Origin of the sequence: Brevundimonas sp., assembly GCF_019636155.1 — a bacterium.
Taxonomy (GTDB): Bacteria; Pseudomonadota; Alphaproteobacteria; order Caulobacterales; family Caulobacteraceae; genus Brevundimonas.
This window is the reverse complement of sequence record NZ_JAHBYB010000009.1, coordinates 50,777-71,736: the sequence shown is the minus strand read 5'-3', so window position 1 is coordinate 71,736 and position 20,960 is coordinate 50,777. Positions and strand designations below refer to the sequence as shown.

The 20,960-nt window shown below is 71.1% G+C and carries 24 protein-coding genes; 11 read left to right on the top strand and 13 right to left on the bottom strand.

The window, feature by feature from the left end; translation table 11 throughout:
* Positions 1-2 precede the first annotated feature (2 nt).
* The 8 genes from KF910_RS10895 to KF910_RS10860 all read left to right on the top strand — a co-directional run bounded on the left by KF910_RS10895 (position 3) and on the right by KF910_RS10860 (position 6,446).
* Positions 3-191: a hypothetical protein gene (locus tag KF910_RS10895; RefSeq protein ID WP_292262447.1), complete on the top strand. Its 189-nt coding sequence runs from the start codon at positions 3-5 to the stop codon at positions 189-191.
* Positions 188-730, top strand: coding sequence for a cytochrome c oxidase assembly protein (locus tag KF910_RS10890; protein ID WP_292262443.1), 543 nt, complete (start codon positions 188-190; stop codon positions 728-730). Before KF910_RS10895 ends, KF910_RS10890 begins: the two co-directional genes overlap by 4 nt.
* A 90-nt stretch (positions 731-820) precedes the next feature.
* Positions 821-1,747, top strand: a complete 927-nt coding sequence (locus tag KF910_RS10885; protein WP_292262439.1) for a cytochrome c oxidase subunit 3 — start codon at positions 821-823, stop codon at positions 1,745-1,747.
* A gap of 44 nt (positions 1,748-1,791) precedes the next feature.
* Positions 1,792-2,181, top strand: a complete 390-nt coding sequence (locus KF910_RS10880) for a DUF983 domain-containing protein (protein WP_292262434.1) — start codon at positions 1,792-1,794, stop codon at positions 2,179-2,181.
* The gene (locus KF910_RS10875) at positions 2,168-2,869 is read left to right on the top strand and encodes an SURF1 family protein (protein WP_292262426.1); all 702 of its coding nucleotides are present in this window, start codon (positions 2,168-2,170) and stop codon (positions 2,867-2,869) included. Before KF910_RS10880 ends, KF910_RS10875 begins: the two co-directional genes overlap by 14 nt.
* Positions 2,866-4,146: a M16 family metallopeptidase gene (locus KF910_RS10870; RefSeq protein WP_292262423.1), complete on the top strand. Its 1,281-nt coding sequence runs from the start codon at positions 2,866-2,868 to the stop codon at positions 4,144-4,146. The genes KF910_RS10875 and KF910_RS10870 overlap by 4 nt, the downstream gene beginning before the upstream one ends.
* Positions 4,147-4,156: 10 nt before the next feature.
* Positions 4,157-4,747 (top strand): GNAT family N-acetyltransferase, encoded by a 591-nt coding sequence (locus tag KF910_RS10865; RefSeq protein WP_292262414.1) that lies wholly within the window; start codon positions 4,157-4,159, stop codon positions 4,745-4,747.
* A 31-nt stretch (positions 4,748-4,778) separates the two neighbouring features.
* Complete coding sequence (locus tag KF910_RS10860; RefSeq protein ID WP_292262404.1) at positions 4,779-6,446, top strand: putative bifunctional diguanylate cyclase/phosphodiesterase; 1,668 nt, start codon at positions 4,779-4,781, stop codon at positions 6,444-6,446.
* Between the two features lie 41 nt (positions 6,447-6,487).
* On the opposite strand, the gene KF910_RS10855 is transcribed toward KF910_RS10860, so the two are convergent.
* Entirely contained in the window at positions 6,488-7,057 is a 570-nt protein-coding gene (locus tag KF910_RS10855; protein ID WP_292262397.1) for a YqgE/AlgH family protein, read from the bottom strand.
* A 131-nt stretch (positions 7,058-7,188) separates the two neighbouring features.
* Here KF910_RS10855 and KF910_RS10850 point away from each other — a divergent pair, with 131 nt between their 5' ends.
* Positions 7,189-7,674, top strand: coding sequence for a peroxiredoxin (locus KF910_RS10850; protein ID WP_292262392.1), 486 nt, complete (start codon positions 7,189-7,191; stop codon positions 7,672-7,674).
* A 31-nt stretch (positions 7,675-7,705) separates the two neighbouring features.
* Positions 7,706-8,155, top strand: a complete 450-nt coding sequence (locus tag KF910_RS10845) for a very short patch repair endonuclease (protein WP_292262386.1) — start codon at positions 7,706-7,708, stop codon at positions 8,153-8,155.
* Here KF910_RS10845 and KF910_RS10840 read toward each other — a convergent pair.
* From KF910_RS10840 to KF910_RS10820, 5 genes are all read right to left on the bottom strand, one after another.
* Complete coding sequence (locus tag KF910_RS10840; protein ID WP_292262382.1) at positions 8,113-10,059, bottom strand: ATP-binding protein; 1,947 nt, start codon at positions 10,057-10,059, stop codon at positions 8,113-8,115. The genes KF910_RS10845 and KF910_RS10840 overlap by 43 nt on opposite strands.
* Positions 10,060-10,128: 69 nt before the next feature.
* Positions 10,129-11,169 carry a quinone-dependent dihydroorotate dehydrogenase gene (locus KF910_RS10835; RefSeq protein WP_292262375.1) on the bottom strand — a complete coding sequence of 347 codons (1,041 nt, stop codon included), beginning with the start codon at positions 11,167-11,169 and terminating at the stop codon, positions 10,129-10,131.
* On the bottom strand, positions 11,166-11,507 hold the full coding sequence (locus tag KF910_RS10830) for a DUF952 domain-containing protein (protein ID WP_292262369.1): 342 nt from the start codon (positions 11,505-11,507) through the stop codon (positions 11,166-11,168). Before KF910_RS10830 ends, KF910_RS10835 begins: the two co-directional genes overlap by 4 nt.
* Positions 11,504-12,007 carry a SixA phosphatase family protein gene (locus KF910_RS10825; protein ID WP_292262363.1) on the bottom strand — a complete coding sequence of 168 codons (504 nt, stop codon included), beginning with the start codon at positions 12,005-12,007 and terminating at the stop codon, positions 11,504-11,506. Before KF910_RS10825 ends, KF910_RS10830 begins: the two co-directional genes overlap by 4 nt.
* A gap of 11 nt (positions 12,008-12,018) precedes the next feature.
* Positions 12,019-12,783, bottom strand: coding sequence for a class I SAM-dependent methyltransferase (locus KF910_RS10820; protein WP_292262358.1), 765 nt, complete (start codon positions 12,781-12,783; stop codon positions 12,019-12,021).
* A 44-nt stretch (positions 12,784-12,827) separates the two neighbouring features.
* Here KF910_RS10820 and gloB point away from each other — a divergent pair, with 44 nt between their 5' ends.
* Complete coding sequence (gene gloB / locus KF910_RS10815) at positions 12,828-13,556, top strand: hydroxyacylglutathione hydrolase (RefSeq protein WP_292262351.1); 729 nt, start codon at positions 12,828-12,830, stop codon at positions 13,554-13,556.
* Between the two features lie 6 nt (positions 13,557-13,562).
* Here gloB and KF910_RS10810 read toward each other — a convergent pair whose 3' ends face one another.
* The 7 genes from KF910_RS10810 to KF910_RS10780 all read right to left on the bottom strand — a co-directional run bounded on the left by KF910_RS10810 (position 13,563) and on the right by KF910_RS10780 (position 20,928).
* Positions 13,563-15,248, bottom strand: coding sequence for a TadE/TadG family type IV pilus assembly protein (locus KF910_RS10810; RefSeq protein WP_292262346.1), 1,686 nt, complete (start codon positions 15,246-15,248; stop codon positions 13,563-13,565).
* Between the two features lie 271 nt (positions 15,249-15,519).
* Positions 15,520-17,370, bottom strand: a complete 1,851-nt coding sequence (locus KF910_RS10805; protein WP_292262342.1) for a M2 family metallopeptidase — start codon at positions 17,368-17,370, stop codon at positions 15,520-15,522.
* 84 nt (positions 17,371-17,454) lie between these two features.
* Positions 17,455-18,150 carry a monofunctional biosynthetic peptidoglycan transglycosylase gene (gene mtgA, locus KF910_RS10800; RefSeq protein WP_292262337.1) on the bottom strand — a complete coding sequence of 232 codons (696 nt, stop codon included), beginning with the start codon at positions 18,148-18,150 and terminating at the stop codon, positions 17,455-17,457.
* 37 nt (positions 18,151-18,187) lie between these two features.
* Positions 18,188-19,150, bottom strand: a complete 963-nt coding sequence (locus KF910_RS10795) for a WD40 repeat domain-containing protein (RefSeq protein WP_292262332.1) — start codon at positions 19,148-19,150, stop codon at positions 18,188-18,190.
* A gap of 8 nt (positions 19,151-19,158) precedes the next feature.
* Positions 19,159-19,557 (bottom strand): type II toxin-antitoxin system VapC family toxin, encoded by a 399-nt coding sequence (locus KF910_RS10790; RefSeq protein ID WP_292262327.1) that lies wholly within the window; start codon positions 19,555-19,557, stop codon positions 19,159-19,161.
* Entirely contained in the window at positions 19,554-19,766 is a 213-nt protein-coding gene (locus KF910_RS10785) for an AbrB/MazE/SpoVT family DNA-binding domain-containing protein (RefSeq protein WP_292262322.1), read from the bottom strand. Before KF910_RS10785 ends, KF910_RS10790 begins: the two co-directional genes overlap by 4 nt.
* A gap of 85 nt (positions 19,767-19,851) precedes the next feature.
* Positions 19,852-20,928 carry a CobW family GTP-binding protein gene (locus tag KF910_RS10780; protein ID WP_292262317.1) on the bottom strand — a complete coding sequence of 359 codons (1,077 nt, stop codon included), beginning with the start codon at positions 20,926-20,928 and terminating at the stop codon, positions 19,852-19,854.
* Positions 20,929-20,960 lie beyond the last annotated feature (32 nt).

The window sequence follows — 20,960 nt, the reverse complement described above, 5'->3', positions numbered from 1 at the left end:
CGATGACCGTCCGCCTGACCCCCGAGCAACTGGCCGCCCGCAAGCGCCGCAACCTGGCCCTGGGCCTGTCGCTGGCGGGTTTCATGGCCCTGGTCTTCATCGCCACCTTCCTGCGGCTTCAGCACAATCTCCAGCAGTCGGCCGCCGCCCCGGCGCCCGCGCCTGTCGCGGAGGCCCCGGCCCAGCCGTGAAGAGCCGCAACGCCATCGCCATCGCCTGCGTCTTCGCGGTGATGTTCATGACCGGCGCCGCCTTCGCCGCCGTGCCCCTGTATCGGCTGTTCTGCCAGGTCACCGGCTTCGACGGCACGACCATGCGGGCGGACAAGGAATCGGACGTTGTGCTGGACCAGAGCGTCCTGGTGCGGTTCGACACCAATGTGCGGGGCCTGCCGATGGTGTTCCGCGCCGAACAGGTGACCCAGAGGGTCCGGATCGGCGAGACGGGCATCGCCTATTTCGACGTCACCAACACCTCGGACCAGCCGATCCACGCCACCGCCGCTTACAATGTCGTGCCCGAACGGGCCGGACCCTATTTCCAGAAGCTCCAGTGCTTCTGCTTCGACGGCCAGGTGATCCAGCCGGGCGAGACGCGGAAATTCCCGGTCCAGTATTTCGTCGCCCCCGAGATCGCCACCGACCGCGAAAGCCAGGGCGTACGCGAGATCACCCTGAGCTACACCTTCTATCCGACCCAGGGTTTCGACACCCCCGGAGCGGCCGGATGACGAAGCGCGGCCGAAGCACTGGCGTCCCCGCCGGGGCGGCGCTATAGCCCCTCATTGAATCACGACCTTTCGCGCGAGACCGGAAGACCCATGGCCGACGCCCACGCAGTTCCGCATCACGACTACCACCTGGTGAACCCCAGCCCCTGGCCGCTGGTGTCGTCCATCGCCGTCGTCATCATGATGGTCGGCGCCGTGGTCTGGATGAAGGGCCTGGCCACGGCCGACGCCGGTCCGGTGGCCGGCGCCCTGCTGGCCAAGGGCGACAAGGCCCTGTTCTTCGCCGGCCTGGCGGGGGTGCTGGTGTCGATGTTCGGCTGGTGGTCGGACGTCATCAAGGAAAGCCGCCAGGGCGACCACACCCCGGTCGTCTCGATCGGCCTGCGCTACGGCATGATCCTGTTCATCACCTCCGAAGTGATGTTCTTCGCGGCCTTCTTCTGGATCTTCTTCGAGATGGCGGTCTTCAACGAGGCGCGGGCCCATATCCCCGAGGTCGGCGCCTGGGCCGACACGGCGCGCGCCTGGACCGCCGCCAACGGCGATTCGATCTGGCCGCCCAAGGGGGTCGAGACCCTGGATCCGTGGCAGCTGCCGCTGCTGAACACCCTGATCCTGCTGCTGTCGGGCACCACCGTCACCTGGGCCCACCACGCCCTGCAGATGGGCGACCGCAAGGGCGCCAAGCTGGGCCTGCTGATCACCGTCCTGCTGGGCGTGCTGTTCACCAGCGTCCAGGCTTACGAATACAACCACATCATCCACGAGCACCTGTTCTTCAGCGACGCGGCGGCCAACTCGGGCCTCTACGGCTCGATCTTCTTCATGGCCACGGGCTTCCACGGCTTCCACGTCCTGATCGGCACCATCTTCCTGGCGGTCTGCCTGCTGCGGCTCTACGCCGGCCAGATGACCCCGCAGAAGCATTTCGGCTTCGAGGCGGCGGCCTGGTACTGGCATTTCGTGGACGTGGTCTGGCTGTTCCTGTTCGCCTTCGTCTACGTCGTCTTCGGGTGACGCAGAGGCCTCAGGCTCAAGAGACCGAAGCGGCGCGGGACCCGGTGTCCCGCGCCTCTTTGCTTCCGGGCGAGGGCCCGATTCATCCGCTGCGCGCCGGCCTGGCCTGCCGCTGCCCCGCCTGCGGCCGGGGGCGGCTGTACGCCGGCTTCCTGAAGGTGGTCGACCGGTGCGCCGAGTGCGGTTTCGATTTCAGCGGCCTGAACACGGGCGACGGCCCGGCCGTCTTCATCATGCAGATCGCCGGCGGGGTGGTGGTGTTCAGCGCCCTGGCCGTCGAACTGGCCTTCAGTCCGCCCATGTGGCTGCACCTGGTGCTGTGGCTGCCTCTGGTGGTGGTCCTGGCCCTGGGTCTGATGCGGCCGGCCAAGGGGCTGATGATCGGCCTGCAGATGCGCAACGGCGCCGCGGAGGTCCGCCATGACCGGGGCTGAGCGGGCGCGGTTTCCCTGGGGCCTGACCGTGGTCGTGGCCGCGGCCCTGGCGATGCTGATCGCCCTGGGCGTCTGGCAGGTGCGGCGCCTGGCCTGGAAGGAAGGTCTGATCGCCGCCGCCGCGGCCGCGGCCGCCCGCCCCGTCGCGCCGCTTCAGATCGTCCTGGCCGAAGGCGGCGACGGCGAGTTCCGGCGCGTGGCGATCGACTGCCCCGGCCTGGCTGCGGCCCCCTATGTCGAACTGCGCACCCTGCATGACGGCGAGGCGGGGGTGCGGCTGGTCTCGGCCTGTGCGGCCGGCGGAGCGACCTGGCTGGTGGATCGCGGCTTCGTGGCCGAATCGGTCTCGGCCCGGCCGCCTGTGACGCCTGACGCGACGCCGACGCGGGTCGAGGCGGTGATCCGGCGCGCTCCGCCGCCCGGCCCGATGACCCCGCCGCCCACCGGAAGGGTCTTCTACGGCCGCGACACGGCGGCCATGGCGCGGGCCCTGGGCGTTTCCGGCCCCGTCGATCCGCGCACCCTCTATGCGGTCGTCTCCAGCAATCCGGACTGGCCGGCCCTGCGCCCCATCGCCCCGCCGGTCGCCTTCTCGAACAACCATCTCGGCTACGCCCTGACCTGGTTCGGCCTGGCCGCCGCCCTGGTCGCCGTCTACGCCAGCCTGCTGTGGCGGCGCCGGGCATGAGCGCGCGGATGCACAGCCTGTCGAACGGCGTCAGGGTCGTATGCGACCCGATGCCGGGGCTGAAGACCCTGGCCCTGGTCGTGGCCGTCGAGGGCGGGGCGCGGTGGGAGCCGCGCGACCGCTCCGGCTGGTCGCACCTGCTGGAGCATCTGGTGTTCAAGGGCGCGGGCGGGATGAGCGCGCGCGACATCGTCGAGCGGATCGAGGCCCGGGGCGGGTCGATCAACGCCGCCACCGGCTATGAGCGGACCAGTTTCGAGGTGCGCGGCGTCGACGGCGCCCTGCCCGAGGCCATGCAGGTGGTGTCGGACCTGGTCTTCCGCCCGACCCTGGACCCGGCCGAGATCGAACGCGAGAAGGCCGTGGTCGGCCAGGAGATCGCCGAGGCCTTCGACACCCCCGACGACCATGTGTTCGAGATGGCCCAGACCCGCGCCTTCCACGGCCAGGCCCTGGGCCGGCCGATCCTGGGCTCGACGCGCAGCCTGGCGCCGGCCGAACGCGACGCCGTGGCCGACTGGCGCGCGCGGCTGTATTCGCCCCGGCGCATGGCGGTGGCCGTGTCCGGCGCGGTGGACGAGACCGAACTCCTGGCCCTGGCCGAGCAATGGTTCGGGGCCGAGGCCGGCGTCCAGGCCGAACCGCCGGAGGCCGCGCGCTTCACCGGCGGCCAGGCGCGGCTGGGCCGCCGCATCGAACAGGCCAATCTGGTGCTGGAGCTGCCCGGACTGTCGGCGGTCGATCCGGACCTTCCGGCCATGCGGCTGCTGACCGAGATCCTGGGCGGAGGGATGGCCTCGCGCCTGTTCCAGAGCGCCCGCGAGGCGCGCGGCCTGGCCTACGCCATCGACGCCTGGCACGAGACCTATGCCGACATCGGGGTGCTGGGTGTCTATGCCGGATGCGCCGCCGACCGGGCCGACGAACTGGCCCGGGTCTGCGCCGAGGAGATTCTGGCCCTGGCCGAACAGGGGCCGACCCAGGCGGAGATGGACCGGGCGCGCGCCGTCCTGACCGCCTCGCTGTGGATGGCGGACGAAAGCCCGATGAACCGCGCCGGGCGGCTGGCGGCCCAGGTCCTGATCCACGGCGCCCCGCGCGCGTCGGCGACCCTGGCGGCCGAGCTGGCGGCGGTCGACGCCGAGGCGGTGCGGCGCGCCGCCCGGCGGACCCTGACGCCGCGCCTGGCCTCCACCGCCGTGCTGGGCCCGCGCGCGGCCGGCGGCGCCGGACTTGTGTTCGCCGAAAGCCTGTTTCCGCCCGGAACCGCGGTCTAATCTGCTCTCCATGGCGCTGCTGGACTGGATGACGGAGGCGACGGGGCCCCTGGTCGAGGGCCAGGGCGTGCGCCTGCGCCCGCCGCGCGCCGTGGACTTCCAGCCCTGGGCCGACCTGCGCCTGCGGTCGGCCGCCTATCTGAAGCCGTGGGAGCCGGCCTGGCACGACGACGACCTGACCCGCGCCGGCTTTCGCCGGCGGCTGGCGGTCTATGCGCGCGAGATGGAGCATCAGACCGCCTGGCCCTTCTTCATCTTCAGCCCCGACGGCGCGACCCTGCTGGGCGCCATCACCCTGTCCAATGTGCGGCGCGGCGTGGCCGAGACCGGGACCCTGGGCTACTGGATCGGTCAGCCCTTCGCCGGGCGGGGCCACGCCACCGCGGCCGTGCGGGCGGTTCTGGACTTCGCCTTCCGGACCCTGGACCTGCACCGGGTCGAGGCGGCCTGCGTCCCGGCCAACCAGGCCTCGCGGCGCGTGCTGCTGAAGGCCGGGTTCCAGCCGGAGGGCCAGGCGCGGGCTTATTTGAAAATTAACGGCGCATGGGCAGATCATCTGCTGTTCGGCGTGGTGTCGGACGACTGGATCGGCGACGTCTGAGCGCGCGCCCCTGGAAGGCTGGTTCGACGCCGTGAACGCGCGATCGCGAACGCTGGGCTGGGATGCGACGAGCGCGATCGAGGCGCTGGCCGCCGCCGACGCCGCCCTGTGGGAATGGACGCCGGCCGAGGATCGGCTGCGCTTTTCCGGCTCGACCCGTCCCCTGGGCCTGGGCGCCCTGGCCCCCGAATGCCCGGCCGCCGCCTTCCTGGCCCTGGCCCAGCCGCAGGATCGCGGCCTGGCCGAACGGGTGCTGAAGCCCCAGGACGAGGGCGCCGAGATCGCCGTGCGGATGCGGATGCGCGGGGCCGAGGTCTGCCTGTGGCGCGGCGTCTGGCTGGAGGACGGCCTGCGCGCGGCGGGGATGGTGACCCTTGAGACCAAATTCGCCGGAACCGGCCAGGACATGCTGACCGGCCTGCTGGATCGCCGCACCTTCGTCCAGCGGGTGGCCGAGGCCCTGGTCCAGCCCGGCGACTATGAGCTGATCGTGGCCGACGTCGACCGGCTGCGGCGGCTGAACGAGGCCCTGGGCCATGAGCGGACGGACCTTCTGCTGTCGGCCCTGGGGTCGCGGCTGAACGCCGCCTTCTCTCACGCCGCCGCCCCGGCCCGGGTGGGCGAGGACGAGTTCGCGGTCCTGCTGACGCGCGGGAGCGGCCCGGCGGGAGACCGGGTGCGCGAGGCCCTGGAACAGCCGCTGCGGGTGGCCGGGTTCGACATCTATCCGACGGTCTCCATCGGCGCCGTGGCGGCCGAGGGCGGGCCGGACGCGCCCGATGCCTCCGAGCTGCTGCGCCGCGCCGCCCTGGCGGTCGAACAGGCCAAGTCGGCCGGGCGCGGCGGGGCCGCCGCCTATGGCCGGGCGCTGGAAAGCGACAGCCTGAGCCGCCTGGCCATGGAATCCGACCTGCGCAACGCCTTCGTGCGCGGCGAGATCGAGCCCTTCTTCCAGCCCATCGTCAACCTGCACACCGGGGCCGTGGCGGGGTTCGAGGCCCTGGCCCGCTGGCGTCACCCCCGGCGGGGCCTGGTGCCGCCGGACGAGTTCCTGACCCTGACCGACGAGATGGGCCTGATGAACGACCTGGGCCTGCTGATGATGACCCAGGCGGCGAAACAGCTGGCCGAATGGCTGCATCGCCACCCGACGGCGGGCAAGCTGTTCTGCAGCGTCAACCTGTCGGTGGGCGAGATCGAGCGGCCCAACCTGGTCGAGGACGTCGAACGGGTCATCAAGGAGACCGGCCTGCCGCGCGGCGCGCTGAAGCTGGAGGTCACCGAAGGCGACATCATGCGCGACACCGAACGCGCCGCCGAGGTGCTGCGTCAGCTGAAGGGGGTGGGGGCGTCCCTGGCCCTGGACGACTTCGGCACCGGCTTCTCGTCCCTGTCGTATCTGGCCAAACTGCCGTTCGATACGCTGAAGATCGACCGCTATTTCGTGCTGACGATGGACAAGGACGAAGGCTCGGCCAAGATCGTCAAATCGGTCGTCAACCTGGGCCGCGACCTGTCGCTGGAGGTGGTGGCCGAGGGGGTGGAGAACGCCGACCTGGCCATGCGCCTGGTCGAGGCCAGCTGCCACTACGGCCAGGGCTTCGGCTACGCCCCCGCTCTGCCGGCCCAGGAGGCCGAGGTCTATCTGAACGAGAGCCTGGCCGACGGCGCCGCGCCGCTGAAGCGCCGCTCGGCCTGACCCGCTTTCAATCCTCCCCCGAGGGGGGAGGATCTTGGGCCTCAGGCGCGGCCGCCCTGGGCCGAGAGGCGGCCGGCGTCGACGCCGATGCGGGCCAGGGCGCGGGCCCATTTGGTGTCGTGGTCGGCGTCGAAGATCAGGTCCAGGTCGGCGTCCGACATCAGCCAGACGTTCTCGGCCAGTTCGTCCTCCAGCTGACCCTCGCCCCAGCCGGCGTAGCCCAGGACCAGAAGGGCGCGGTCCGGCCCCGCCTCAACATCGGCCATGGCCACCAGGGCGTCGCGGGTGCCGGTCATGGCCAGGCCGTCGCCGAACGCCAGGCTGGATTCGGGGCTGACCCAGTCGTCGGTATGCAGCACGAATCCCCGTTCGCGCTCCACCGGGCCGCCGGCCAGGATCTGGCGTTCGGGCGCGGTCTCGGGCACGGCCAGGTCCAGCCGGTCCAGCACCGCCTTCAGATCGACGCCCGAGACGGGCCGGTCCAGGCGCAGGCCCATGGCGTGGTCGGGACCGTGGGCGCAGATCAGGATGACGGCGTGTTCGAAACGCGGATCGCCGATGCCGGGCATGGCGACCAGCAGCCGTCCGGAAAGCGACGGGGACTGGGACATGGGGCGATCATCGACGCCATCCCGCCGCGGCGCAAGCGGGACCCTGGGTCGCGGCTTGGCGGATGGGCCCTGCCGTCCTATCTGAGCGGGATCGCGCCCACGCCCCGTCGGGCCCAACCGGAGAGATTCCCATGACCATCAAGGTCGGCGACCGCATTCCCTCGACCCTGCTGGGCCTGATGACGGCCGACGGTCCGCGCCCGGTCAACAGCGACGAGGTGTTCAAGGACAAGACCGTGGCCCTGTTCGCCGTGCCCGGCGCCTTCACCCCCACCTGTTCTGCGCGTCACCTGCCGGGGTTCAAGGACAAGCGCGCCGAACTGGCCGGCAAGGGCGTCGACACCGTGGCCTGCCTGTCGGTCAACGATCCCTTCGTCATGGGCGCCTGGGCCAAGAGCCAGGATGTCGACAGCGACGAGATCCTGATGCTGGCCGACGGCAACGGAGAGCTGACGCGCGCCCTGGGCCTGTCGATGGACGCCACCGGCTTCGGCATGGGCGAGCGGTCGCAGCGCTATTCCATGCTGGTCAAGGATGGGGTGGTCGAACAGCTGAACATCGAACAGGGCGGCGAGTTCAAGGTGTCCTCGGCCGAGCATCTGCTGACCCAGCTGTGATCCTTCGCTGACGTCGGGGGTTGGTGAAGGCATGACCGACGTCTTCACGCCCGAGAAGCGCAGCGCCGTCATGCGGCGGGTCCGCGGCGCCGACACCGGGCCCGAGCGGCGGGTGCGATCCGTGCTGCGCGCCGCGGGCGTCGGCTATCGGCTGGGCGGGCAGGGCCTGCCCGGCCGTCCCGATCTGGTGATGAAGGGCCGACGGGTGGCCGTCTTCGTGCACGGCTGCTTCTGGCACGGTCACGACTGCCGGCGCGGCGCCCGCCAGCCCAAGGCCAACGCCGACTACTGGATCGCCAAGATCGCGCGCAACCGCGCCCGCGACGCCGCCCATGCGACGCGCCTGGCCCAGGACGGCTGGGCCGTGATCACCGTGTGGGAGTGCGCCCTGAAGGCCGCCGATTTCGACCGGCGTCTGGTCGCGGCCGTGAAGGCCGGTCAGGCGGCGACGATCTCGGGCGAGGCTTCGTCGGCGGCCTGAGCGTCGCTGAGGACATGTTGCAGGGCCCCGATCAGGGCCGCGGGCGTCAGGGGCTTGGAGACGAAATAGGCCATGCCGGCCGCCCGACACGCCTCGACATCCTCGGGCTGGGTGTCGGCGGTGACGGCGATCACCGGGGTGCGGGCGTTCGGGCCGGCGCCGGCGCGCAGCCGGCGGGTGGTCTCGCGGCCGTCCAGCTCGGGCATCCGCACGTCCATGAAGATGACGTCGAAGGCGCGCGCCTCGCAGGCCGCCAGGGCCTGCAGCCCGTCGGCGGCGGTGGCGATCTCGCACCCCAGGGGCTGGAGGATCAGCTGGATGGCCCGGCGGTTGATGTCGTGGTCGTCGACCACCAGGATCGACAGGGGGCGGCCCTCGTCCTCGGCCTGGGTCTCGTCGGCGGCCTGAACCGACGGCTCCAACGCCGCCGCTTCCGGGGCGGGCGCGAGCGTCGCGGCCGGGGCCAGGGGTTCGGGCGCGGGCGGCGTCGGGGCGGCGGCCCGATCGGCCAGGGCGCGGGCGATGGCGCCGCGGCTGGCCTGGTCCAGGCCCGTATCGTCGATGGCGGGCACGGGGCGGCCCGACCCCTCGGGCAGGGTCAGGGACAGGGTGAAGCGGGCGCCCTGACCCGGCTGGCTGCGCACCGTCAGGCGGCCGCCCATCAGCTGGGCCAGCTCGCGGCTGATGGCCAGGCCCAGGCCCGATCCGCCGAAGCGGGCGCCGACGCCATCGGCGGTCTGGTCGAAGGCGGTGAACAGCCGGTCCAGCTGGTCGCGCGTCATGCCGGGGCCGGTGTCCGCCACTTCGATGGTGACGGCGTGGTCGCCCGAATCCTCGCGCCAGGCGTTCAGCCTTATGGTGATGCCGCCGTCCTGGGTGAATTTCAGGGCGTTGGACATCAGGTTGTTCAGCACCTGGCGGATGCGCATGGCGTCGCCCCGCACAGAGGCCGGCAGGCTGTGTCCGCCGACGATGGTCAGGCGCAGGCCCTTGGCCAGGGCGGGGCCGCGCCACAGGCGGGCGGTCTGGGCCATCAGGGCGCGCAGGTCCACGTCCGTCGCCTCGACCGACATCCGTCCGGCCTCCAGCCGGGAATGATCCAGCAGGTCGTCCAGCAGCCCCTTCATCATCTGTCCGGCGTCGGCGATCAGGGCGGCCTGGCCGCGCGCGGAACCGTCGGCGTCGCTGCCGATCTCGGCCGCGCCGGTCAGGATGGCGCCGATGGGGGTGCGAAGGTCGTGGGCCACCGCGGCCAGGAAGGCGGCGCGGCCGGCCATGGCGCGCTCGGCCGCGTCGCAGCGTTGCTCGGCTTCGATCCGGGCGCGGGATTCGGCGATGGAGGCCTGGTTCATCCGCTGCCAGGTGGTCAGGCAGAAGGCCACGAACACCACCAGGGCGGCGCCGGCCGCCGTGGCGTAGGCCGGGGTGGCGCCATTGGCCGTCATGAAGGCGGGCGTCATGGCCATGAAGATCAGCTGGGGCGCGATGGTCAGGGCCAGGACCAGACCGGAGCGGGGGGCGTTCACCACTGAATAGACCAGCACCGCCGGCAGCAGGACCCCGGCGCAGATGCCGCCCATGGCCCCGCCGGTCAGCCACAGCGGCACGGACAGTCCGCCGATCATCCCCGTGTTCAGGAACAGGATCAGTCCGCCCAGGGCGCTGCGCCAGACGGGCAGGGTCTCGGTGCGGCGGCTGATGATCGGGCTGAAGATCGCGGTCTCCAGCAGCTGCATGGCGAAATAGGCCGCCACCCAGGGCAGGCTGAAGGCGTAGCCCAGCAGGGGGCTGATGATCAGGCCGGTGGCCGCACCGACGCACAGGCGGATCAGCAGGGCTCGACGGCGCTGCCGGACGGCGGTCGCCCAGCCGGTCTTCTCGCCGATCTGGAGCGTCTGACCCATTCACCATCCCCGACACAGGGCGTTCGCGGCCCTTTGGGAAGACTATGGCCGAACGGCCCTAACGCTCCGTCAACGCAGGGCGCCGACGGCCTGGGAAAGGGTGGAGAACCCCTCGGCGCGCAGGCGCCGGGCCAGGTCGCGCCGGATGCGCCCGACCAGGCCGGGACCCTGGTAGATCAGGGCCGAATAGATCTGGACGGCCGAGGCCCCCAGGCCGATGCGGCGCCAGGCGTCCTGGCCCGACCCTATGCCGCCGACGCCGATCAGGGGCAGCCGGCCGTCCGCCGCCTCGGCCGCGGCGATCAGGGCGGTCTCGGCCCGGTCCTTCAGCGGCGCGCCGGACAGGCCGCCGGCCTCGCCCCGCCAGGCCGACCGCAGGGTCGCGGGCCGGTCCAGGGTGGTGTTGGAGACGATCAGGGCGTCGATGCGGTGATCCCGGGCCGCCTCGACGATCAGGCCGATCTCGGCGGCGTCCAGGTCGGGGGCGATCTTCAGGAAGACCGGCGCGCGCGCCCCGGCCGGCCGCGCCTCGGCGATCCGGCCCAGCAGGTCGTCCAGGGCGTCGCGGCCCTGCAGCGCCCGCAGGCCCGGCGTATTGGGCGAGGAGATGTTGATGGTGAAATAGTCGGCCCGCCCCGCTAGGCGCCGCAGGCCCAGGACATAGTCGGCGACCCGGTCTTCGCTGTCCTTGTTGGCCCCCAGGTTGGCGCCGACGATGACCCCGGCCGGGCGGCGGTCCAGCCGGGCGGCGAAGGCCTCAAGCCCCGCGTTGTTGAAGCCCATCCGGTTGATGATGGCCTGGTCGTCGTCCAGGCGGAACAGGCGGGGCCGAGGATTGCCCGGCTGGGGCCGGGGGGTGACCGATCCGCATTCGACGAAGCCGAACCCCAGCCGCGCCAGCCCGCCCAGGGCGACGCCGTCCTTGTCCAGCCCGGCGGCCAGGCCGATCGGATGGGGCAGGTCCAGCCCCGCCACCTGGGTCCGCAACAGGGGATCGGATACGACGGCGCGCGGCGGCGGCAGCAGGGACAGGCCGCGCACCGCCAGATGATGCGCCGTCTCGGCCGGCAGGCGGCGCAGGGTCCAGCCGCCCAGGTCGCCGAGGCTCACGCCGCGTCCCCGAACCGCATCACCCCGTCGGCGGAGACCGAGAAGGGCCGGGCGTCGCGCACGCTGTCGCCCCTCAGTTCGCCATAGATGTGCGGGAACAGGGCGCCGCCGCGCGACGGCTCCCAGACCACCGCCGGACCGTGCGGGTCCAGGTCGACCTCCAGCAGCATCAGCGCGTCCTGCCCGGCGTAGTGGCGGGCCGCGGTCTCGGCCAGCTGGTCGGCGGTCGACAGGTGGATATAGCCGTCGCGGCGATCGACTTCGGACCCCGCATAGGCGCCCATGCGGCGGATCAGGCCCCAGTCGGCGGCGGTGACGATCTTGAAGGCCGTGCTCATTCCGCCAGGCCGGGGTCGCGGGGCGTCAGCCAGGCCTCGTGCGAGGGCCGGCCCGCCGCGTCGATGGCGAAGACGGCCGCCGCGCCGCTGGGGAAGCCGCCGGTCATCCGATCCATCAGGGCCGGAGAGGCGGCGCCCTGCAGCAGATAGTCCGCCGCCAGCAGCTGGACGCCGGGATTGTGGGCCAGGACCAGCAGGCAGCCGGCGTCCTCGGCCGCCGCGGCGATGGCGGCGTGCAGATCGGCGGCGGGCGCGTCATACAGGTCCGGCTCGATCCGCACCTCGACGTCGCCGAAGGCGTCCTGCACCAGGTCCCAGGTCTGGCGCGTGCGGGTCGCGGTGGAGACCAGGGCGACATCGGGGCGCAGGCCCCGGCGGGCCAGGGCGCGTCCGATCCGGGCGGCGTCCTCGCGGCCCCGGGGGCTGAGCGGCCGTTCGCGGTCGCCCCCGGCGTGGGCGCGTTCGGCCTCGGCGTGTCGCATCAGGATCAGGCGGTGCATGGGGTCCGGCCTTACCGGCGTTCGCCCGCCGGGGCCAGACCTCTGGACGCCGGGATGGGCCGCGCGGGGGCCGGCGCCAGCTCGCCCAGGGCCGCCACCGCCGCCTCGGCCAGTCCGGGCCGGACCGGGGCGTAGGTGCGGCGTCCCGCCTCCAGCAGGATGACCCCGGCCGATCCGGGCGCCACGGCCCGCGCCATCCGGTCCCAGGTCTCGGCCAGGGGGAACAGCGGCGGCCAGGGCGGGGCGAACAGGGTGGCCGACCAGGCCATGGGCTCCAGCCCCGCCTCGCGCACCAGACGCTCCATCTGCCGGCGGGTGAAGGGCCTCCCGTGGCCGAAGGGGGTGGATTCGGCACGCGCCCACAGTCCGCCGCGCGCGGCCGCCGCCAGGATGATCCGCCCCGCCGGGGCCAGCACCCGCGCCGCCTCGGCCAGCAGCCGGCCCGCATCCTCGGCCTCCTCCAGGGCATGGACCAGAAGGATGCGGTCGAAGGCCCCGGCGGCGAAGGGCAGCCGGGTCTCCTCCACCAGTAGTGATCTGTTGCGCGGCGACGCGACGGGCCAGGCCTCGGCCCCCTGTCCGCCCGGCATGGCGGCGATGGCGCGCCGGGCGCCGCTGAAGGCGTCCAGCCACGGGGTGGCGTAGCCCAGCCCCAGGACGTCACAGCCCTCGGCCGTCCCCCAGGCCTCGTGCAGGCGGCGCGCCACCAGCCGCCGGGTCAGCAGGCCGGCGGGCTCATCGTAGAAGGCGCGGAGATCCTGAACGGGGCGGCGCATCGCTGGAACATAGGCGGCCCGTCCGCGCCGGGCTAGGATGGGTCATGGCCCTGAACATCCGCCTCTTCCCCTGCCTGTCCGACAACTACGGCATCCTGGTCCGCGACGCCGCGACCGGGGCGGTCGCCGCCATCGACGCGCCCGACGCCGACCGCATCCTGGCCGAGATCGAGGCCGCCGGCTGGGGGCGGCTGGACCTGTTGCTGAACACCCACTGGCACCCCGACCATACCGGCGGAAACGCGGCGCTGAAGGCGGCGACCGGCTGCGAGATCGTGGGGCCGGAGGAGGTGCGTCGCGCCGCGCCCCTGGACCGCGTCGTCGCCGACGGCGACACAGTGGATCTGGGCCGGACGGTGTTGCAGGCGACGGCGACGCCGGGCCACACCCTGGGGCATCTGGTCTATCGCAGCGCCGCGGATGACGAGGCCTTCGTCGGCGACACCCTGTTCGCCCTGGGCTGCGGCCGGCTGTTCGAAGGGACGGCCGAACAGATGTGGGACAGCCTGCGCCGCCTGGCCGCCTGGCCCGACCAGACGCGGATCTGGTGCGCCCACGAATACACCGCCGCCAACGCCCGCTTCGCCCTGAGCCTGGACGACCGGCCCGAGATGCGGGCCCACGCCGAGGCCATCTTCGCCGCCCGCGCCCGGAACGAGCCGACCGTGCCCACCACCCTGGCCGTGGAACGGCGGTTCAACCCCTTCCTGACCGCAAGGGACGCGGCGGAATTCGCGGCCCGGCGGGCGGCCAAGGACGACTTCGCGGGATAGGCCGCCCTATTTGGCGATCCGCAGGTTCTCGATGGCGCCGGCGATGCGGTCGAAGGCCTGGCCGATGCCCGAGGCGTTGGTGACGTTGAAATAGTTGGCCGGCTGGGTGGCGCAGTCGCGCAACAGTTCCTGGGTCCGGCTGTCGACCTGGACGCCGACCGTATAGAGGATGATGTCGCGGTCGCGCAGGTTCACGCACAGTTCCGCCAGGCGGTCGTCCATGGCGTTGCGCCTCTGGGTCCCGCTTGAGCCGGAGCCGACGCCCAGCCGGTCCTGCCAGATCATCCCCACCCCCGTATATTCCGAATTGTCGGGGTTGGAGGCCGTGTTGTTCACGTTCTCGCCGTCGGTCATCAGGATGATGATCTTCTGCAGCCGATCGGTCCCATAGGGCCGGCCGTCGCGATAAGGGGCGTTGGGCGACAGGGTGTGCCAGCCCCACATCAGACCCATCGGGATATTGGTGGTGCCGGTCGCGGCCATCCGGCTGACCGCGCTCTTGAGCCCGCTGAAGTCGTCGGTCAGGCGCATGACCGGCTCCAGGCCGCAACCCTGGTTCGGTCCCAGGTTGACCCCTATGCCGCTGCGCAGCCGGCTCTTGACGTATTTGCTGTCGTCCTTGGTCAGCCGGTCCCAGGCCTGCAGCCGCAGGGCGTTGGTCAGGGTGCCCAGAAGATTGCTGATCAGCCCGCTCAGGCTGGTGGTCGGTTCGTCCAGATAGTCGTTGTCGAAACTGTAGCGACGCCAGGTGCTGTCGTTCGGGAAGGTGTCCCGGTCCGGCGAGTCCGGCGAGAAATAGGGCACGAACATCGTCGCCTGGTTCGAGGTCGACGGCGCCGTGTCGCGCACATCGTTGGGATAGGCCCGGCTTTCGATACAGCCGCCCCAGCCGATCTGCATGGAGTCCAGCAGGGCGAAACGGTCCTGGCCGTTGGCGAACAGGCCGGTCGAACCCGTGGCGCCGGTGTGGTTGGTGGCGCGGCTGACCCAACCCAGGCCGGTCGCCCCGCTGCGGTTTCCGGTCGAGGTGAACCCCGAATGCGGCCGCACGGTCATCGAGAAGGGCACCAGGGAGATCTTGACCGCGTCCGGCTCGACGCTGCGGGCGTCGGCGGCGGCCAGGCGGTCGATCAGGTCGCGCGCCGCCGTCTTGGTGTTGGCCAGCTTGGTCCCCTGCATCGATCCGGTGTTGTCCAGCACCAGGGCGATCTCGACCATCTTGTTGGACCGGAAGACTTCCGAATGGGCGCCGACCGGCAGCTGGTCGTCCATGAATTTGCCGTAGGGCGGCAGGAAGATGTTGGCGACCAGGGCCTTCACATCGACCTTGGAGTCGGCGACCACCACCCCCTCGTCATTGAGGACGAAGGTCGTCTTGTCCTCCCGCAGGGTGATTTCCGGATAGGCCTTCAGATTGGCGCGCAGGGCGTTCAGCCCGACGGTGCGGATCTCGGCGCTGGTGGTGTAGGGCGAGCGGGCGGCGGCCAGGGCGGCCGCGTCCAGGGCGTCCTGCAGGTTGACCCGCACGGTCGAGGCGCGGTGGATATCCACCCCGCCCAGGGTCATCAGGATCAGCGGCGGCAGGCTCAGGGCGAAGATCATCGCCACATTGCCCCGCCGCGCGCGCGCGAAACGGCCCGCGAAGCCCGTCAGGCCCCGGCCCAGGCCGGTGATGGCGTCCGTGATGCCCAAGAGGCGTCCCCGTGTCTGTGCGAACGGACGCCAGGGTCCGCCATCGCGCAGATTGCAGGACGACGGTTAAGGGATGCCCTACCGGCGAAGGTTAACGGGAGGGAGCGCGACGGCCTCTCCCTCCCCCTGTGGGGGAGGGTGGCTGAGCCCGAAGGGTGAAGGCGGGCGGGGGCGCTTCGGCAAGTCAGGCTTGGTGCGTGTATCGCCTGGCCCTCCCCACCCGGCGCTTCGCGCCACCCTCCCCCGCAGGGGGAGGGAGAGGAGGTCCGTGTCAGCCCCAGCCGCAGTCCTTGCCGCGGTTCTGGGCCTCCAGCCAGGTGTTCAGCGGCGCGAAATAGTCGGCCACGGCCGAGGCGTCGTTGCCGTCCTCGCCGGTGAAGGCGGCCATGGCCTCCTGCCACGGGCGCGACTGGCCCATTTCCATCATGGCGTTGAAGCGGGCGCCCACCTCCTCGTTGCCGTAGATCGAGCAGCGATGCAGCGGCCCGGTCCAGCCCGCCATCTTGCAGGCCGCGCGGTGGAACTGGAACTGGTAGATGTGGGCCAGGAAATAGCGGGTGTAGGGGGTGTTTCCGGGGATGTGATATTTGGCGCCGGGGTCGAAGGCGTCGGCCGGGCGTGGGCCGGGCGGGACCAGCCCCTGGTATTTCAGCATGTCCGCCGTCCAGGCGTCGTTATAGCCCTCGGGCGCGGTCTTGCCGCTGAACACATCCCAGCGCCACCGATCGACCATCAGGCCGAAGGGCAGGAAGGCGATCTTGTCCAGCGCCATCTTCAGCAGGAAGGGGATGTCCTCCTCGGCCCCCGGCACGGTCTCCAGCAGGCCGATCTGGTTCAGATAGGTCGGGGTCAGGGCCGACAGGCCGATGAAGTCGCCGATGGCCTCGTGGAAGCCGTCGTTGGCCCCGTTGCGGAACAGGAAGGGCTGCTGGTTGTAGGCCCGCTGATAGTAGTTGTGCCCCAGTTCGTGGTGCACGGTGTAGAAGTCGTCGGCGTTGACCTGGGTGCACATCTTGATGCGCAGGTCGTCGACATTGTCCACGTCCCAGGCCGAGGCGTGGCACACCACCTCCCGGTCGCGCGGCCGGGTGATCTGGCTGCGCTCCCAGAAGCTGTCGGGCAGGGGCGCCAGCCCCAGTGAGGTGTAGAAGCCCTCGCCCGTCTTCACCATCCGGGTGGCGTCGTAATCGGCGCGGGTCAGAAGTTGCGTCAGGTCGTAGCCCTGGCCCTCGGCCGTGCCGGGCGGGGCCACCACGTCATAGATATTGCCCCACTGCTGCGACCACATATTGCCCAGCAGGTCGGCGCGGATCGGCCCGTGGTCCGGCTGGACCGCATCGCCGTAACGGGCGTTCAGCCGCCCGCGCACATAGCAGTGCAGGTTCTCGTAGAAGGGCTTGACCTGATCCCACAGCCGGTCGGTCTCGGCGGCGAAGGCGTCGGGCGCCATGTCATAGCCCGCCCGCCACATGGCGCCGGTGTCGGCGTAGCCCAGTTCGCGGCTGCCTTCGTTGGCGATCTCGACCATGCGGGCGTAGTCGTCGCGCATGACCGGCGAAATGGTGCGCCAGCCTTCGTACAGGGCCTTGGTCTCGGCCGGATCGCGGCTCTCGGCCATCTTCAGGCTGGCGTCGTCCAGGGTGATCTGCTCGCCCCTGAACGCGAACTTGCCGGTCGAATAGGTGGAGTCCAGCCGGGTGGTGATCTCGGCCAGTTCGGCCGCCGCCCCGGGCCGGTTGGGCGCCGGCAGCACCAGCCCCAGGCGCAGCAGGTTCAGCTTGCGCCGCACCTCGGCGGGAACCTGGACATCGTTGAAGCGGGCGGCCTCATTGGCCAGCTGCACCTGCATCTCGGTCAGCTGAGCGTTGGCCCGGCTTTCCAGCCACATGGTGTCGAAGGTGATGTTGGTGGCCCGCACCCACTGGATGCGGCCGACATATTCATACATCTCGGCCAGGCGCGCCTCGGCGTCGGCGACGAAGGCGCTTGCGCCCTGGGCCGTGGCGGGGAAGGCCGTCGCGGCGGGGGCCTGGGGCGCGGCGGCGGCGGGGCCGGCCACCGCGAAGGTCAGGCAGGTGCTCAGGGCGCAGGCGGCGGCCGCGGCCATCAGTTGGCGTTTCATGGGCTATCCTCCGGTTCGCGGACCTTGCCGGCCGCTGTCTGGCCCGCATGGGAGCGCGCCCTGGCGCGCCGCGTCAAGCCGCCGTCATCTCAGCACACAGGCGGCCAGGCCTTCGCCCCTCACCGCACCCATGGCGGCCTGGATGCGGCCCGCCCGCCGCCGGACATAGGGGCCGGGGCTGGCGGCCTGATACCGGCGCGGACTGGGCAGGATGGCCGCCAGCCGCGCCGCCTCGCGCGGGCTCAGGTCGGCGGCGCTCTTGCCGAACCAGCGGCGTGCGGCGGCCTCGGCGCCATAGACGCCCGGCGCCCATTCGGCGACATTCAGATAGACCTCCATGATCCGCCGCTTGCCCCACAGGGTCTCGATCAGGACAGTGTAGCCGGCCTCGAACCCCTTGCGGATCCAGTCGCGGCCGGGCCACAGGAAGACGTTCTTGGCCGTCTGCTGGCTGATGGTCGAGCCGCCCCGCACCTTTCGCCCGCGCGCATTGCTGTCCAGCGCCTTCTCGATGGCCTTGAAGTCGAAGCCCCGGTGTTCGCAGAAGCGGGCGTCCTCGGCCGCGATCACCGCCTCCACCAGTCGCGGCGAAATGTCGTCGATGCCGCGCCAGCGATAGGTCAGGCCGTTCCCGGCCACGGCCTGCTTGACCATCAGAAGGGTGGTGGGCGGCGGCACGATGCGATGGATCGCCACCGCCCCGATCGGCAGCAGGGCCAGGATCAGCAGGGCCGTCAGGATCGGCCGCCCGCGCGTCTTGATCTCAGCCGCCCCGTTCATGCGCCAAGGCTTCCGCCATCACGGCCAAGGTTGCAAGTCAGAGATCGGCGATCCCGGCGCGCCCGTCCTCGTCGGCCCAGGCCAGGCGGGCGGCGGCGGCGTCGAAGGCCAGGGCCACGATGGGCGCACCCTTGTCCGCCTTGATGCGATCCAGCCCCTGGCCCGCCGGGTCGGCGACCCAGACCCGGCCGTCGTTCAGCCCGGCGGCGACGCGGCCGTGCTGCGGCCGGGCGGCGACCAGATTGACCAGGCTGGCCTCGTCATAGCCGATCTCGGTCGCCTCGCGTCCCATGGGGCCATGGGCGCCCTCGAAGGGCCACAGCACCACCCCCTGCGCCCCCGGCGTGGCCAGCAGCCGGCCGCGCGACAGGAAGGCCAGGTTGCGGATCTTGGCCGGATAGCCGCCCATCCGCATGTCCCGCTGGTCCTTCAGCCGCCAGCCGTGCAGCTGGCTGTCCTGCATGGTGGTGATCAGGAAGGCGCCGTCCGGCGACCAGGCCACCCCCGTGTGCGATCCGGCCCATTTCAGCATGACCGGCTGCTGCTGGGCGATCCGCGCATACCACAGGGCCGCCCCGCCATAGGTCGAGGCCGCCACCCGCCGCCCCCGGGGATCGAAGGCGACGCCCGAAACGGTGCGCTCATGGGCGAAATCGCGACGGAAATGGCTGTCAGCCGGGTCGATGACGGCCAGGGTCCGGCCATGGGCGAAGGCCACCAGCCCCGTCTCGGGCGCCGCGTCGATGGCGTCGATCCATTGCCCTTTCGCGGTGGCCAGGACCAGGGACTCGCCGCGCCGGCTCCACACCACCCTGCCGTCGTCGCCCCCGGTGATGACGCCCTCGCCCGACGGATGGACGCAGGCGCACAGGACGGCGCCGTCGTGCGCCTCGGCCCGCTCACCGCTCTCGAACACCACCGCCCCGTCGCCCAGGGCGAAGACGGCGCCGCTCGCATCGAACAGGGCGGCGGTGACCTGGGCGTCGAAGGTGAAATTCATGATGCGGCTTAGGCCAGAAGTCGGGCCGGTTGACCAGCCTGATCCAGCAGGCGGACCGCCTTGCGGTCGAAGGAGACGAACATGGCGGCGCCGCTCATTCGGCCTTGCTGGGCGATGACGCCGTCGGCGAAGTCGCCGCCCGCCTCCAGCATGGCAAGTCCGGCTTCGGCGGCGGACCGATCGAATTCAGCCGTCTCCGTATTGATCAAGGCGCGAAGCATGGCGGCGATCTCTGTTCCCGCCAACCGGTAGCGACGTTCCAGAACCCAGACGGTTTCGCAAAGGGTCACGGTCGGAAAGACGAGATACTCGGCGCTCTCCATCGCCTCGCGCGCAAGCGCGTACTGGTCAGGGTCGTCGCCGACCAGAAACCGGACCACGACATTGGTGTCGACAGCGACCCTCACAGGCCGCGCATACCGGCTTCCGCTCCGGCTTCTGCGATGGCTTCATTCATGTCCTCGATCGTCAGGACCGGCTGACCCGGCCGCTTCAGCATTCCGGCGAGGTCGGAGATTTTGCCTGTCCGGGGCCTGGGCGCGACCAGTTCGACCCGCCCGTCGGGCCGCAGATTGGCCTCGACCTTGTCGCCCGGCTTCAGGCCGAGATGCTTCACGACCTCCTTGCGGAGCGTCAGCTGGTTCTTGGCTGTGAGGGTGAGTGCGACCATATCGACAAAGTAAGGCAATATTGCCTTACCTTCAAGCCGCGCAGGCCTCGAACCCGGCTTTCAGGGCGGCTTCGTCCAGGTCGCGGCCGATGAAGACGGCGCGGCTCCAGCGGCGCTCCTTGTCGCCCCAGGGGCGTTGCAGGTCGCCTTCCAGGATCATGTGCACGGCCTGGAAGACCAGGCGGCGGTCTTCGCCGGCCAGGTCGATGATGCCCTTGGCGCGCAGGATGTCCTGGCCCTTTTCGGCCAGCAGACGGTCCAGCCAGGCGGTGAATCTGCCGCCGTCCAGCGGCCGGTCCAGCGACAGGCTGATGCCCTTGATGTCGTCCTGGTGGGCGTGGCCGCGCGGGCCATGGTCGTGGTGATCATGGTCGTGGTGATGATGGCCGTGATCGTGATCGTGGTCATGGCCACAGTGTTCGTCGTGGACGTGACCCTCGGCGCCATGGGGCGGGTTCACCCAGTCGGGCTTGACCTCCAGGATCCGGTCCAGGTCGAAGCCGTGCTGGCCCAGCACCTGGTCCAGCGGCACGTTCGACCGCTCGGCCCGGACGATGGGCGCCAGGGGGTTCAGGCCGCGCAGCCGGGCCTCGACGGCGTCCAGTTCCTCGGCCGTCGCCAGGTCGGTCTTGTTCAGGATGATGCGGTCGGCGAAGGCGACCTGTTCGCGCGCCTCTTTCGAGTCATCCAGCCGCGCCATCACATGTTTGGCGTCGACCAGGGCGGTGACGCTGTCCAGGGTGGTCTTGGCCTTGACGTCCTCGTCGACGAAGAAGGTCTGGGCCACCGGCCCGGGGTCGGCCAGGCCCGTCGTCTCCACGATGATGGCGTCGAAGGCCGGCTTGCCGGGGCGTTGCCGCTTCATCAGGCCCGAGACGACGCGGATCAGGTCGCCGCGCACCGTGCAGCAGACACAGCCGTTGTTCATCTCGAACACATCTTCATCCGCGCCGACGACCAGGTCGTTGTCGATGCCGATCTCGCCGAACTCATTGACGATGACGGCGTAACGCTTGCCGTGGTCCTCGGTCAGGATGCGGTTCAGAAGGGTGGTCTTTCCGGCGCCGAGATAGCCGGTCAGGACGGTCACGGGGGTCTTGTCGCTCATGGACGGGGAGATGGCGGCTGACAGCGCGAAAA

Coding starts and splice junctions, on each gene's coding strand:
- KF910_RS10895 (WP_292262447.1), top strand. CDS start 3: ATGACCGTCCGCCTGACCCCCGAGCAACTGGCCGCCCGCAAGCGCCGC.
- KF910_RS10885 (WP_292262439.1), top strand. CDS start 821: ATGGCCGACGCCCACGCAGTTCCGCATCACGACTACCACCTGGTGAAC.
- KF910_RS10875 (WP_292262426.1), top strand. CDS start 2,168: ATGACCGGGGCTGAGCGGGCGCGGTTTCCCTGGGGCCTGACCGTGGTC.
- KF910_RS10870 (WP_292262423.1), top strand. CDS start 2,866: ATGAGCGCGCGGATGCACAGCCTGTCGAACGGCGTCAGGGTCGTATGC.
- KF910_RS10865 (WP_292262414.1), top strand. CDS start 4,157: ATGGCGCTGCTGGACTGGATGACGGAGGCGACGGGGCCCCTGGTCGAG.
- KF910_RS10855 (WP_292262397.1), bottom strand. CDS start 7,057: ATGTCCCAGTCCCCGTCGCTTTCCGGACGGCTGCTGGTCGCCATGCCC.
- KF910_RS10850 (WP_292262392.1), top strand. CDS start 7,189: ATGACCATCAAGGTCGGCGACCGCATTCCCTCGACCCTGCTGGGCCTG.
- KF910_RS10845 (WP_292262386.1), top strand. CDS start 7,706: ATGACCGACGTCTTCACGCCCGAGAAGCGCAGCGCCGTCATGCGGCGG.
- KF910_RS10840 (WP_292262382.1), bottom strand. CDS start 10,059: ATGGGTCAGACGCTCCAGATCGGCGAGAAGACCGGCTGGGCGACCGCC.
- KF910_RS10830 (WP_292262369.1), bottom strand. CDS start 11,507: ATGAGCACGGCCTTCAAGATCGTCACCGCCGCCGACTGGGGCCTGATC.
- KF910_RS10825 (WP_292262363.1), bottom strand. CDS start 12,007: ATGCACCGCCTGATCCTGATGCGACACGCCGAGGCCGAACGCGCCCAC.
- KF910_RS10820 (WP_292262358.1), bottom strand. CDS start 12,783: ATGCGCCGCCCCGTTCAGGATCTCCGCGCCTTCTACGATGAGCCCGCC.
- gloB (WP_292262351.1), top strand. CDS start 12,828: ATGGCCCTGAACATCCGCCTCTTCCCCTGCCTGTCCGACAACTACGGC.
- KF910_RS10805 (WP_292262342.1), bottom strand. CDS start 17,370: ATGAAACGCCAACTGATGGCCGCGGCCGCCGCCTGCGCCCTGAGCACC.
- mtgA (WP_292262337.1), bottom strand. CDS start 18,150: ATGAACGGGGCGGCTGAGATCAAGACGCGCGGGCGGCCGATCCTGACG.
- KF910_RS10795 (WP_292262332.1), bottom strand. CDS start 19,150: ATGAATTTCACCTTCGACGCCCAGGTCACCGCCGCCCTGTTCGATGCG.
- KF910_RS10780 (WP_292262317.1), bottom strand. CDS start 20,928: ATGAGCGACAAGACCCCCGTGACCGTCCTGACCGGCTATCTCGGCGCC.